At 73.9% G+C, this 13,168-nt stretch carries 8 protein-coding genes; 3 read left to right on the top strand and 5 right to left on the bottom strand.

The genetic code is table 11. The features are described from left to right. Positions 1-67: 67 nt before the first annotated feature. A complete protein-coding gene (locus RV986_RS09430) occupies positions 68-2,686 on the bottom strand; it encodes a protein kinase domain-containing protein (RefSeq protein ID WP_475916960.1) in 2,619 nt (872 codons plus the stop codon). 277 nt (positions 2,687-2,963) lie between these two features. Between RV986_RS09430 and RV986_RS09425 the strand changes: the two genes are divergently transcribed. The 3 genes from RV986_RS09425 (at position 2,964) to RV986_RS09415 (ending at position 7,209) form a co-directional block, all read left to right on the top strand. Next, the gene (locus RV986_RS09425; protein WP_475916959.1) at positions 2,964-4,829 is read left to right on the top strand and encodes a hypothetical protein; all 1,866 of its coding nucleotides are present in this window, start codon (positions 2,964-2,966) and stop codon (positions 4,827-4,829) included. Positions 4,830-4,920: 91 nt separating this feature from the next. Next, on the top strand, positions 4,921-6,228 hold the full coding sequence (locus tag RV986_RS09420; RefSeq protein ID WP_475916958.1) for a CHAT domain-containing protein: 1,308 nt from the start codon (positions 4,921-4,923) through the stop codon (positions 6,226-6,228). 78 nt (positions 6,229-6,306) lie between these two features. Continuing rightward, positions 6,307-7,209 (top strand): hypothetical protein, encoded by a 903-nt coding sequence (locus RV986_RS09415; protein ID WP_475916957.1) that lies wholly within the window; start codon positions 6,307-6,309, stop codon positions 7,207-7,209. Here RV986_RS09415 and RV986_RS09410 read toward each other — a convergent pair. The 4 genes from RV986_RS09410 to RV986_RS09395 form a co-directional block, all read right to left on the bottom strand. After that, positions 7,157-8,308, bottom strand: a complete 1,152-nt coding sequence (locus tag RV986_RS09410; RefSeq protein ID WP_475916956.1) for a ComEC/Rec2 family competence protein — start codon at positions 8,306-8,308, stop codon at positions 7,157-7,159. The genes RV986_RS09415 and RV986_RS09410 overlap by 53 nt on opposite strands. After that, positions 8,305-10,227: a CHAT domain-containing protein gene (locus RV986_RS09405; RefSeq protein ID WP_475916955.1), complete on the bottom strand. Its 1,923-nt coding sequence runs from the start codon at positions 10,225-10,227 to the stop codon at positions 8,305-8,307. The genes RV986_RS09410 and RV986_RS09405 overlap by 4 nt, the downstream gene beginning before the upstream one ends. 123 nt (positions 10,228-10,350) lie before the next feature. Beyond that, positions 10,351-11,697: a protein phosphatase 2C domain-containing protein gene (locus tag RV986_RS09400; RefSeq protein WP_475916954.1), complete on the bottom strand. Its 1,347-nt coding sequence runs from the start codon at positions 11,695-11,697 to the stop codon at positions 10,351-10,353. After that, on the bottom strand, positions 11,694-13,145 hold the full coding sequence (locus RV986_RS09395) for a hypothetical protein (RefSeq protein WP_475916953.1): 1,452 nt from the start codon (positions 13,143-13,145) through the stop codon (positions 11,694-11,696). Before RV986_RS09395 ends, RV986_RS09400 begins: the two co-directional genes overlap by 4 nt. Positions 13,146-13,168: the final 23 nt, after the last annotated feature.

Below are 13,168 nucleotides of genomic sequence, written 5' to 3'. Positions count from 1 at the left end.
ATGGTGGCGGACCCGGTCCATCGCATGTGCGTGCCGTGCGGTCCGGCAGCCCTGTCGGGTCGGTCCGTCACCACAACTCCTTGGGTTCGGTGGGCACGAACGGAGGCACCCACCAGGCGAGGGCGGGGAAGACCAGCAGGATCACGACCGCCACGATCACGAGTCCGCGCACCCACCCGGCGTCGACGCCGAGGCCGCCCCGCGTGGCGCGGTAGCCGTTCGCCTTGACGACGGCCACCAGGGCGATCGTCGCGCCCACCGCCGCCCAGCAGGCGGCGGCTCCCGGATGGTCCCCGGCGAGCCGGTCCGTCTCCAACAGGCTCTGCCTGAAATCCGTTCCCGGTACATAGGGAAAGCGGATCCTGGAGCCGAGGTCGTTCCAGAGCGTCAGGGCCACCGCCGCGCCCGCGACCAGCACGAGCCAGACGGCGAGGACCGCGGCCCGGACCGGGGGCCGATGAAGGAGAACCACGGAGAGCAGCGCCACGGTCAGGGGTACGGCCAGGGTGTACTGGACGGCCGCGGCGACCTGCGCGTAGCGGTCGACGCGGGGGTCGGGTTCCTCCCCGGCCCACTGCAGCCAGGCCACCGTCGAGACGTACAGCACGGTGAGCGAGGTGAGGAGCAGGACGGCCGCCGTGGCGAGGTCGGCCGACACGGCCAGCACCGCCGAGGTCGTGCGGTCCGCGGCGTCCCTGGCGCGCTCGCGCCGTTTCTTGTTCCTTCCGCCCGGCTTGGTGAGTTCCTCCAGGCCCTCCGCCGCGGCGAAGGACATGAGGACCCGGGCGAGCAGCAGGCGGGCCGGAGCGTCCCGTTCCCGCAGGGCGTCCGCGGACAACCGCATCCACCACCGGCAGGCCCGCAGCCGCGACGTCCGGCGCCGTACCATCAGGCGCAGCCGCTCCCGCCGTACGCTCGCCGGGTCGAGAACACTGCGCAGGCACAGCACCCGAAGCTCACGGTTGTTCTGCAGGGTGGCCAGGGCGTCCCGCAGCGCGGCGGACGCCTCGTGCCCGAACTGCGCGCGCAGTCCGGAAATCGTCTGCCGCAGCCGGTCCTCGGCGATCGGCAGGGCCTCGGCCGCCTCCGCCAGCACCTCGCAGCGGCTGCCGCAGCGCCCGTGGCCGCGGACGGCCGGAGTGGCGCACGGGTGGTAGGCGAAGACGCGTAACAGGTCCCCGCTGATGAGCGCCGCCACCTGTTGGTCCTGCGTGGCGGAGGACGCCGCCAGAGCGCACAGCCCCGGTGCGTCGGCGGGGTGGCCCGCGAACACCGGTGGCGCGTCCGTCAGGACCGCCGCCCGGAACGCCGCGATCCGCACGGCGGCCGCCCGCGCGTCCTGCGCCGGTGTCCCGACCAGATCCGCCGGGATGCCACCCCCGTCGAACTCCTGGTCGAGCCAGGTGCGCAGCGCCGCGAGCCGCTCGGCGGAGAGGAACAGGTCCCGGGCGTCCTGCCAGGACGGCCCGGCCACCATGGCCTCGGCCAGCTCCTCCAGCCGATGGTGGCCCTGGCCGCCCAGCCGCAGCGGCCGGCCCGCATGGGGATCGGGTGCTTTGCGCCGCACGGGCGGGCTGCCGCCCCGAAGCCAGGTGCTCACCTGTTCGTAGCCCCAGCGATGTTCCAGCTCCCGGGTGAGCAGGCCCTCGCACAGCAGGAGCCAGCGCGCGTCCGCCACGGCGGACAGGTCCACGTCGTGGGTGATCAGGATCTCCTGGAGCGCCCTCGTGCTGCTCCAGCCACCGCTGCCGGCGGCATTCGGGTTCTCCCCGGTCAGCATCTCGGCGACCACGACGCCGAGGGACCACCAGTCCTGCGTGGGCCGCCGGTCCGCCCGCAGGAAGGTCTCCGGGGCCTGGTAGGAGGCGCTGCCGGCCGCCACGTCCGTCTGCCGGGTGTGGCGCGCCTCGGCGACCAGCCCGAAGTCGGCCAGCACCGCCTCGACGGGATCCCGGGCACTGCGCAGGAGGACGTTGGCGGGCTTCACATCGCGGTGCGCCGCCCCCCGGTGCTCGCCGATGCGCAACTCGGTGTGGAGGTAGTGCAGTCCCGCGGAGAGCTGTTCCAGTACCGATCGCACCTGCCGCTCCGGCAGGGCTCCGCCCTCGTGCAGCAACTCGGCGAGCGAGCCGTCGGGTACGTACTCCATCACCTCCCAGGGCCACTCGGCGCCGCCGTAGGGGTCCGGCTCGGCACCGAAGTCGCGGAGCCGGACGACGTTCGGGTGATCCGCCTCCCGCAGCCCCCGCATCACGTCGTCGTTGCGACGGGCGGAGCCGTGGTACAGCTTCACCACCCACAGCGAACCGTCGGCCTTGTCGCGGGTGAGCAGGACGCGGTACGCCTCACCTCCGGTGGGCAGCGCCCGCACCACTTCGTACCGCTCCGTGACGGCGGCGGGCACCTGGTTCCAACCGCCCGCCCCGCCGTCCGCCGCGGTTCCCGCGCCGTCGGACTTCCGACGGGTGTCGAAACGGGTGCCGTCCGTGGGACCGTCGTCCTCGGGGGCACCGGTGTCCCGGCGGGTCGAGTCGGACGAGCGGTCGTACGCGCCGTCGTGTGCGCGGTTGTACGCGCGGCCGTCGTGGGCCGGGGAGTCGCGCCGGGTCAGATCCTCGTCCAGGTCGGCCGGCTTGTCCCGCGGTGGCGGTCCCGCTGCGGACCCCTTACCGGACGTGTCGCTCATATTCTCCCCTGTACTGCTGTTTCGTACGGTGGTGCGTTTTTGTGCTTCCCCGGCGCGCACTGTAGCGGTCGGGGAAACCTCTCCGTCCCGCTTTGCGGATAACTTCCCCCCTCCCGGTGAGAGTTCGCCGTTCAGGGAGCGCACGCGCCGTCGCTGGTCCACACTGGGCTCGCTCTCCGCCCGGAACGCGCCCCGCCGGGGCCGACCGCGCCCGCTCGCGCGCCCCGCGCCGTTCACCGGAGGACAGCGATCCCGATCCACGACCGAGGGAGCCGATGTGGACCTGGGCCGGTTGCCGGTCGAGCAGATCCCCTGCGACCGCGTGCCGGAACTGCTGCGTCGGGCCCGCGCGTCGCTGCCGGGCCCCGGCAGTCCGGCACTGCGACGGGCGGTGGCCCTGTCGGAGGTGTCCGAGGCGTATCTGGCCATGTACCGCTGCACCGGGGAACACCGGGACCGGGAGAACGCCGTGGCCTTCGCCCGGGAGGCGGTCGCCCTCGTCCCCGAGGGCCGTCCGGAGCGCCGTAGGGCCGACGGCAACCTCGGCACCTGTCTGTCGTACCACCGCACCGTGGTCGCGCAGGACGAGGCCATCGCGCTGTGGCGGGGCGTCCTCGACGGGCTGCGCGCGGGTTCCAGGGAGCACGCGGCCGCGCTGGGCGAGTCAGGGCTCGCCTTCCTGACGCTGTACGAACTGCGCGGCCTTCCCGAGGACCTCGAACGCGCCGTGGACCATCTCGACCGGGCGCTCGCGGGGCCCCGGCTGGAGGAGGCGGTCCGTGCCACCCTCACCATGGGACTGGCCCTCGCCCTGGTGGAGCGATGCCGCAGGATCAGCACCGACCCCGCGGACGCCCGGCGGGCCGTGGATCTGCTGGAGGAACTGGAGGCGGCGGGCACGGCTGCCGCGATCGTCGGCTTCCGGGACGCGTTGCGCATCAATCTGGAGGCAGCGCGTCAGGAGCTGTTCCGGGTCGGCAGCGATCCCGGCGCACTGGACACGACACCCGACCCCGGAACCGGACCGCATGCCCCGCGGCCGCTTCCCGGCCTCGACGCCCCGGGGCACACGGATCAGCTGTCCGCCGTGCGGTCCGCGGTGTCGGCGGCGGTCACCGGCCGGCTCCACGAGACCGACCGTGCGATCCGCCTGGCCGACCGTGCGCTCGACGGGGTCGCGCCCGGCGATCCGTCCCGCGCCCCGCTGCTGTGCGACGCCGCCCATCACCGGCTCGCCCGGGCACAGCGGCGCCGGCGCACCGACCCGGCCGCCGCCGGCCAGGACGTCGCCGCCGCCGTACAACTGGCTCGTGAAGCCGTCCGAGTGGCCCTCGGGGTGCATGTTCCCGGCGCCGCGGTACAGCTCGCCACCGGTCTGCTGCACCGGTACACCGAGACCACCCCGCGGGCACCGCGTGACCTCGACGAGGCGGTCACCCTGCTGGAACGGGTACTGCGCTCGCCCGACCGGCGCCCGGACATCCTTCCGGCCGCCCGTGACCGCTACGCCGACGCCCTGCTGCTGCGCGCGGCCAGGGACCACCGCGCCGAGGACTTCGCGAAGGCGCTGGAACTGCGCACCACGGCCGTCCGGCGGCTGGCCGGCGGGACCGCTCAACGGGCCCTCGCCTCCGCCGCTCTCGCCCAGGTGCTGCTCGTCCGTGCGGGGGCCACCGGCCTGAGCGACCACGGCGCCGAGGCCACGAGCTGCTCCCGGCAGGCGGTCCGGGCCCTGGAACAGGTCATGCCGGGTGCCGCCCTCGACGCGGCCCGCCGCTGGGCCGACTGGGCGTGGGCGGGCCGCCGGCTGCGCGACGCGGGAGAGGCGTACGACGCGATGCTGGCGCTGCTGCACCGGGTGACGGTCACCCAGGTCACCCGCGAGGACAAGGAGACCGTGCTGGCCGACGCCTCCACGGTCGGACGGCGGGCGGCCTACGCCCACGCGGTGGCGGGAGATCCGCGGCGTGCCGCCGTCGCCGTCGAAGGGGGGCGGGCCGTCATCCTCGCCGAGGCACTGGACCGTGAGCGGTTCGCCCTGGACACGCTGCGGGCGGCCGCCCCCGCCCTGGCCGACCGCTACGAACAGGCCCTGCTCCGGCTGGAACAGGCCACGAACGCGCTCGTACCGGCTGCCGTATGACCGACGAGAAGACCGCGACGGACGGGACGGACGGACGGGATGGGCGACGGGACGGGTGCCCGCAAACAGGCAAACAGAAGGAGGAACAGCCGTGACCCACGACGAGCGCGTCGAGGAGATCCGCGCCGCACGCCGTGAACTGGACCAGGTCGTCAAGGACATCCAGAACGTCGAGATCGACGGCGTCCGGGAATTCGCCTCGTTCCTCGCGCCGCCCACGATGGACGACATCGCGGCCGCCGCCTCCGGTCCGCCGCTCGTCTACCTCGCGGCGGCCGAACTGGGCGGCGTGGCTCTGATCGTGCGGGGGACGGACGTCGAGCACGTGCCCCTGCCGCTGTTGACGGCGCAGGATCTCCGCGAGCGCGTGACCGCCTATCTCGCCGCTCACGGCGACGACAAGGACACCGCACCCCGCGCCGCGGTCGCCTGGCGTACGGAACTCGACGACATCACCCGCTGGCTGTGGCCCGCCGTGATGGAACCCGTCCTGCTACGGATCCCGCCGGGCGGCGCCGCCACCCTCGTCGCGGGAGGGCGCCTCGGTCTGCTGCCCCTGCACGCCGCGTGGACCGACGACCCCGCCGGACCGACCGGACGCCGGTACGCGCTCGATCACCTCACCCTCAACTACGTACCCAACGCCCGCGCCCTGAGCGCCGCCCGGGCCATGGCCCAGGGCCCGGCGGAGCGGCTGGTCACCGTCGCGGACCCGCTGCGGACACCGCCCGCGAGGCCGCTGGAGTACGCCGGTACCGAGGCAGCGGCCGCCCGGGCCGCCTTTCCCGCGCACTGCGAACCGCTGGAAGGCGCCGCGGCCGACTCACCGGCGGTCTCCGCCGCACTGCGGCGCGCCGATGTCGCGCACCTGGCCTGCCACGGCGAGGTGGACCTCGCCGAACCGCTGAACAGCCATCTGCTGCTCGCCGGGACCGACCGGCTGCGGCTGAGGGACCTGCTGGCCATGCGGCTGCGGTTGCGGCTCGCCGTACTGTCGGCCTGCGAGACCTCCGTCCCGGGCACGGACCTGCCCGACGAGGTCGTGTCCCTGCCCACCGGGCTGCTCCAGGCCGGGGCCGCGGGGGTGCTCGCCTCCCTCTGGGAGGTCGGGGACGTGGCCACGGCGATGCTGATGACGGAGTTCTACCGCCGCTGGCGCCACCAGGACAGCCCCGTGCCGCCCCCGCGGGCGCTCATCGGGGCACAGGTGTGGATGCGGGACACCACGAACGAGGAGAAGCAGCGCCGGTACGCCGACGCCCTGGCCGCGGACGAACCCTGGCTGCCGCGGAAGGCCGGCAGACGCTTCTCGCTCGCCCTGACCCTGCACGGTGATCCGAAGGCACGCTCCTACCAACACCCCGACCACTGGGCCGGCTTCGCCTACGTGGGGGTGTGACCCGCCGTCACGAGCGGCCGGGCCGGGGTGACCACCGGCCCGCCGCCACCGGCCGCATGGGCGGCCATCCGCGGGGGTATGCACGTTTTCGGACTGCGGATCGGCTGCTCCGGGGACGCGGACCGGTGGGAGGAGGCAATGGGCCATGGCGCACTGCTGGTGCTCTTCGACAAGTACAGCCGCCGCGCGCGGCTGCGACCGGTACTGATCGCCCTGCTTCCCGTCGCGCTGCCGCTCGCCGCGGGAATGCCCTCCCTGCCGCGCGCCCACTGGCTGTGGGCCCTGCTGCTGTGCAGTGGACTGCCGCTCTGCGCCGACCAGTTGGGACGCAGCCGGGGCAAGCGGATCGAGCAGGAGCTGTTCCGGTCCTGGGGCGGGAAACCCACCGTCCAACTGCTGCGGTGGCGCGGCCCCGGCGACCCGTCACGGCGCGCGTTCTTCCGCGCCGCCGTGCAGCGGATCACGGGACCCCCGCTGCACCTGCCCACGGAGGAGGAGGAACGCGCCGACCCCGAGGCGGCCGACCGTGTCTATGACACGGTGGGCATGGTGCTGCGCTCACGGGCCCGTGGCCTGCCGGGCAGCGAGCTGGTCGTGGAACAGAACTGCGAATACGGCTTCCGGCGCAACGCCCTCGGCCTGCGCCCGTACGCGCTGGTGACGGCGGTCCTCGGGCTGTCGCTCACGGTGGCGTGGCTGTTCACGCCGGCCGGATACCTGGGACGGCCCGCGATGCCGCTGCTGGCGGTCCTCGCCGTCGTCCAGGCCGGCCTGGTCGCCTTCTGGGCCCTGCTGGTCAGGCCTCTGTGGGTGGAGTCCGCCGCCTGGCTGTACGCCGAACGGCTGCTGGAGACCTGCGCGCTGCCGGACGCGGGCGCCGTTCCCGGGCCCACGTCGGCGAACCGACCCGACGGGCCGCGAGCGCCCGTCAGAGGGGACCGGCGCCGCGTGTCACCCTCCCGCCGGAGACGAGCACGGTGATGCCCTCGCCGCCCTCGCCGCCCTCGTACGGGTACTCGGTGCGCAGACCCAGCGCACGCAGGGACGGCCGCGCGTACCGCTCGGTGCTCGGCGAGAGATGGTTGAACCAGAAGGTGGTGTGCGGTGCGTCGACGCCCTCGGGGTGAGCCGCCGCGTTCCTGACCATGATGCGTGCGGCCGCCTCGGGATCGGGGTGTGTGGAGCGTCCGGCCTCCGTCCGCGACCTGTGGGCCCGCCCGCCGTTGGTGGAGAACAGCCAGTCGTGGCAGCTCAGCGCGCCGGCCAGCGCGGGGCTCATATTGTGCGCGCTGCCGTGGTGCGGCACCTTGACCAGGGACACCGGGAAACCGTTGCCGTGCCACAGCCGGCGCAGTGAGGCGACCAGGGTCTCCGCGTGGGCGTCGGCGCCGAACAGCACCCGGCTGCCGTCCGGGTGCTCGGCGAGGAAGGCGATGCTGGAGCCGTTCGCGGCATTGCGGTCCGCACGGTAGGGACGGGCGGCGAGCTCCGCGAGCCGCTGTGCGTCCACGTCGTCGAGGGGGACGGAGGCGCCCAGCACATCCCGGTCGGCGCGGAGCCGCTGAGGCGCGGGCTTCTTCCACACCGTACGCAGCCGTTCGAGCTGTGTCGGCCCCGGCGAGAGCAGGGTCAGCGTGAGGCCGCGCAGTCGCACCTCGGGCAGCTCGCCCTGCGTGGGGACCGCGATCGCGTCGCCGTTCATGAGGCTGTTCCACGGGAGGCGGTCACGGCTCAGGCACTCCACCAGACGGTTGGCGCTGCGCACGCCCAGCGTGTCGGCGGGACCCGTGTGCTGGAGCGCGTTGAACCAGATGTCGTGGGCGCGGAAGTTCTCGGGGGGCGCGGTCAGCAGCGGAAGCAGCCCCGCGATGTGGTCGTCGTCGATGTGGCTGCACACGACGAGTTCGAACTCGCGCTGATCCTCGGGCTGTCGGGCGAAGCGTGCCGCCAGACCGACGGGCAGGGCCCGCGTTCCTCCCGGGCCGCCGTCGATGAGCATGCGGCGCCGGTCGGGGCCGTGGTCCCACTCGACCCACAGACAGTCCCCGTGCGCCGCGGGCAGCGCCTCGACGCTGATCACGGGGCCACCAGCCGTACGTTCCCGGTTCCGAAGGCCGTGTAGAGCAGACACAGCAGGTTGCGGTGGCCTTCCAGCAGGTCGCGGGCCGTACGGTGCAGGGCGGTGGTGACGGGCACCCCTGCCAGCAGCCGGTCGAAGAAACGGCGGGCCCATTCGGCACCGAGCTCCGTGGGGACCTCGATGTCCGTGCAGATCACACCGCGTGCCCCCTTGCCGAGGAAGTACGGCGGGAAGCCGGCGCGGAGCGCGGCCCCCGGTGTCGCCGAGGTGCAGGCGTTGAGGACGACGAGCGGGGCGCCCGGCAGGGGTACGTCGGACGGGGCGTCGATCTTCGCGTCTCTGAGCCGTAGATGCCGTTCACCGGTGAAGACCAGGGCGGCGTCGTCCGTCCGCCGGTCCGGCTCGTCGGAGGTGAGATGGCAGTAGAAGTACCAGAGGGAGTCGGGACGCTTCGGCTGCCGAAGGGCCTCGGTCACCTTCTCCTCGTCGTCCAGGACCTCCGCACGGTCCGCGATGCGCCGCCGCCAGTAGTCGACCTGCCCGGACACCAGGGCCCGCGGACGGTCCTTGTCCCTGCGGTCGATGTCGGTGTTGACCGCGATGACGGCCGTGACCTCGGCCGCGGGCCGCTCCGTCTCCTCCGCCCGGTGCCGGTGCGCGCTCTGCAGCGGGACGAGCGTGAGCTGAGCGCCGATTCCCAGGAGGCGGTACGGGGACACCGATTCCTCCTGGTACTCCGTGGCGGCGTACAAGAGGTGCCAGGGCAGGTGGAGTTCGTTGGAGACGATCTCGACGCGCGGCGCCGCGTCGGGGCCGAGGGCACCGAGTGCGGCGATGAGCGTGTCGCCGGCCTTCTTCAGATCGAGGCTCCCTCCTTCGGGACGGAACAGTTCCCGGAAGAACCGGATGCCCGACCGGGTCACCGTGCGCAGGTCGGCCAGGTACATGTCCTGCGGAATGTCGAGCGATTCTTCGTACCGCTTCCCCCGCGGTCCCAGCAACAGGCCCCCGATGCCGGCCCGCACGTCCCGCGCCAGGGCGTTCAGCTCGTCCCGGCTGTGCGGCAGTTGCGCCCAGACCGCACCCGAGGGGCCTTTCACACCGATGTGGTGGACTTCGCCGGCGGAGACGACGATGACGGAGACCGGGACCTCGTCGGTGGCCGAGCCGGATGCGATGGCGGAGCCGGACCTCCACGGTGGCAGCAGCGTCTCCTGTTCGACGCCGCCCGCCGGATGCACGGTGATGGGCAGGACCTGGGACGGACGGCCGTCCGGTGTGCTGATGACGGCCAGCAGTCGTACCGGTCGGTCGTCCCGCAACAGCGTGATGTCGAACAGCGCTTCGGCCGGTTCGGCGGACGGGGCCGGAACCGTCCGTCCCACCGTCAGGGACCGCTTCACGGGCTCCACCCGGACGGTTTCCGGAACGCCGTGCACCGCGACGGTCAGGGTTCCGCTGTCCGCGCCGGGGGGTGTGGCCAGCCCGAGTTGGGCGGAGGCGAAGGCGTGCGGATGGGCGAAGCGGTCGACGCCGAGGATCAGCCGGTGGGGGTGGTGGGCCCGCAGGGGCTGGGGTCCGGAGCGGCCGTCGAACCGGGCGTTGATCCACTGCTCGTGTTCCGCCGCCTCCAGCAGCCGGCACAGCGCCGCCCAGTCGGCGGATTCCACTCCGGTCTCGACCGACCTCCGCCCGCTGTGGTAGGCGGCGCCGAGGACGCCGCGCACCTCCGGGTAGGGGATCAGCAGTTCCAGCAGGGACTCGGTGTGTTCGACGCGCTCCTCGTCGGTGCGCGCACGGCGGAGCCGGTCGATCAGCGCCAGTGCGTCCGCACGGACCCGTGGCCAGTCGTGTCCGACCAGCCGCGGTAACGCGGGCCACAACCGCACCAGTTCGGCGGCGGCGTCCTGAGCGGCCATCGGCTGCCCCCTCGATGGTGCGCGGGTGATGGTTGTGTCCCGTATGTCGTTCACTTCATCGTATTCCAGTAGTGCTCGGCGGAGCCGACCGCCGTGGTGGATCTCTGTGCGAAGGATGGCGGGTCAGGAGTCCGCCGGCGGGGTCTCCCGCGCGTCCCCGAAGTCCCAGACGCAGACGACGGTGCGGTCGCCCCCGGGGGACCGCACCGGCACATTGACCTCGGAGAGGAACGAGGTGAGGTAGGGCTGGCGCCCCGCCCACCGGGTGGCGAACCACTCGCCCGCCTCGGGGCGCTCCAGCAGCTCCGCCAGGGACGAGCTGCACAGCGCGAGCAGGTCGCCCGGCCGTGTGGTCAGCCGGACGCAGCGCACCTGCTGGGCGGCCGCGGGCAGCCGCAGACCGCGCTCGGCCACGGTCTCGCCGGGCGTGAACACCCGGGTCCAGACTCCGTCGCGCAACACCATCAGCGCGCCGTCCCCGATCCCGAAGGCCACATGCTCCCGCTGCCGGCTGTCGCCCAGGCGGGACAGCAGCCCGGTCAGCGCCACCTCGATCGCGGCGTCGTCCGGCTCACCACCCGGTCCCTCACCGCGCGTCACCAGCCTCATGGAGTGCCCGACACCCTGCAGCGCCGTCCGCAGCAGCCCGGTCAGATCGTCGTCCGACCCGGACGGCTCGTACAGCTGCTGGGCCAGCGTCTCCCCGTAACGGGCGACCTGGGCGGCGAGATTGCGGCAGGCACGGTCGGCCGCCGACTGCGACCAGCGGCCGTGCGGGACTCCCGCCGCCACCGCGCTGAGCAGGGTCGGCGTCCGGATCTCCTCGACGAACCGGAGCACGAACGCCTCGCGCCGGTGCTCACCCTCGTGCCGGGCGCGGTCGCCGCGCACCGACGCCGCCCGTACGACGACCGGTCCGAGGTCCGCGCCGTCGACACTGCTGTCCGACGTCGCGTCCCGGCCCAGCGGCAGCCGCCGGGGGATCGCCGGGGTCAGCGCGTTCGGACCGAGCGGCGCCCCGCTCTCGGCCTCCGCCTCCGCGAGACGCCGCTTCAGGCCGTCCGCGTCGGAGCGGGCGTCGTCCCGCTCCCGGGCCAGCGTCCGCAGCTCGCCCTCCAGCGTCCGCACCCGCTGCCGCGCCGCGTACAGCTCCTGTTGCAGACCGGCGGGCTGCATGGCCGCCGCGGCCGCCCTGTCCTGCGCCTCCTTCAGCATCGCGCGCACCCGGGCCAGTTCCAGGTCGCGACCCCGCAACAGCTCGTGGGCCGAGGCCAACTCCTGCTGGGTGTACTTCGACTGGGCCCGCAGCGCGGTGAGTTCGTGATCCGATTCCGCCGACCGAGGCAGCACGGCCGGAGCGGGCAGCGGCGGCGGCGTGGCGCGGCCCGCCAGGACCAGCCGTACGGCGAGCGCGGTGTTCACCGCGAACGACAGTACGAGAAGGACGATCAGCCAAGTGGTGGAGGTCATGGTCCGATGGCTCCCCGTGAATCGTGTGGATCGTCGGCAGGGTCGTACGGCTCGACGGGTCCGGCGGATGCGCGGTCCCGGTCCGGGGACGTACCGGATCCGTCGGCCCGGGCGAGCCGCAGCACGGCCCGCCCGGCCAGTGGCACCGCGGCGAACCGGTCCAGTTCGTCCCACAGTTGTTCGGCGGTCACGCCCGAGGCGAGGACCTCGGCCGCGGTCGCCGGTCCGCGGCCCGCGCCGCGCGGAACGTCGTACCCGTCGAGCCGGATGTCGTGCAGTGCCGCCCGGAAGCGGCGGGTGCTGAGCTCGGTCGCGGCCGTGCGCGCACGGCGCAGGGCGGGCGCGAGGGCGGCCGAGCACAGGACGGGCAGTCCGCTCGCCGACCAGTCGTCCCGGGCCCGCGCCAGGGCGGGCGAGGCCCGGTCCGCCGGGCGCAGCAGCACACGCAGGGCGTCCTCGGCGGGTGGCAGCGACACCACGTGCACGGGCAGGCCGCGGGTGAAGGGCCCCACGGTGCGCGGGAGCGTGCCGCGCAGCCAGCCGGCCAGACCGGCGAGGAAGTCGGCGCCGTGCCGCTCGGACACGCAGGACACCAGGGCCGTGAGCGGTCGGCAGGGGCCGCCCACGGACCGCGTGAGCAGCGCCGGGAACACGGCGGGCAGCGGTTCCCGGCCCGCGAGCTGCGGGTGCGGTGCGGCGGCCAGCACCAGGTGGGAGGAGTCCAGGACCTCAAGGGCGTACACGGGCAGGGCCCCGTCCGGCGGCACGGGCAGGTCCGTGACCGTCAGGCGCACCCCGTCGCCCGCCGGCGGCCACGGCAGTGGACCGCCCGCGAACTGCGCCGAGAGCGTCGCCGGTATGTCCGGTATGTCCGGTACGGAGGCGGCGGCCCGGGTGTCGAGCGCCATGCCCGCCACCGTCACGTCCTGTATCCGCCGCCAGGCACGGGCCACGGCGTCCTCACCCCGGTAACGCGTGGCGAAGAAGCGGTCCCGTCCGTGCTCCGCGCGGATCCGCAGCCAGGTGAGCGTGCCGTACCGGTCCGCGGCGGCGGTGCGGCTGCCACGGTCGTCGGTTCCGTCCCGCAGGAGCAGCCGGGCCAGCCGGTCCAGGGCTCGCCTCCGGCCGTCCGGGAGGCTCAACTCCGGTTCTCCGTAGGGCTGGTGGGCGTAGGCCAGGGGTACGACGTCGGCCGCGGCCGGGGGTTCGGGCAGGTGGACCCCGGTGAGCGCGGGGACGAGCCCCGCGGCGGCGACGCCGGTGCGCAGAACGGTCACCCGCAGCACGAGGGTGCCTCGCCGCGCCGGGTTCCCCGACGGATCGTGCAGTGCGGTGAGGTCCGCCACCAACTGCGGGGAGAGACCGTTCGCGCGGCCTGTCGCGCAGGCGCCGAGCAGCCGGCCGAGGGACGCGGCGCCATGCGGCGTGGCGGCGGGGCGCGAGGTCATCGCTCACCGCCGGGCGCCAGGTC

Source organism: Streptomyces sp. RLA012 (genome assembly GCF_056270325.1).
This window is presented reverse-complemented; position numbering and strand designations above follow the sequence as displayed.

Excerpts from the sequence above, each read along its gene's own strand:
- RV986_RS09430 (WP_475916960.1), bottom strand. The coding sequence starts at position 2,686 with ATGAGCGACACGTCCGGTAAGGGGTCCGCAGCGGGACCGCCACCGCGG.
- RV986_RS09415 (WP_475916957.1), top strand. The coding sequence starts at position 6,307 with ATGCACGTTTTCGGACTGCGGATCGGCTGCTCCGGGGACGCGGACCGG.
- RV986_RS09405 (WP_475916955.1), bottom strand. The coding sequence starts at position 10,227 with ATGGCCGCTCAGGACGCCGCCGCCGAACTGGTGCGGTTGTGGCCCGCG.
- RV986_RS09400 (WP_475916954.1), bottom strand. The coding sequence starts at position 11,697 with ATGACCTCCACCACTTGGCTGATCGTCCTTCTCGTACTGTCGTTCGCG.
- RV986_RS09395 (WP_475916953.1), bottom strand. The coding sequence starts at position 13,145 with ATGACCTCGCGCCCCGCCGCCACGCCGCATGGCGCCGCGTCCCTCGGC.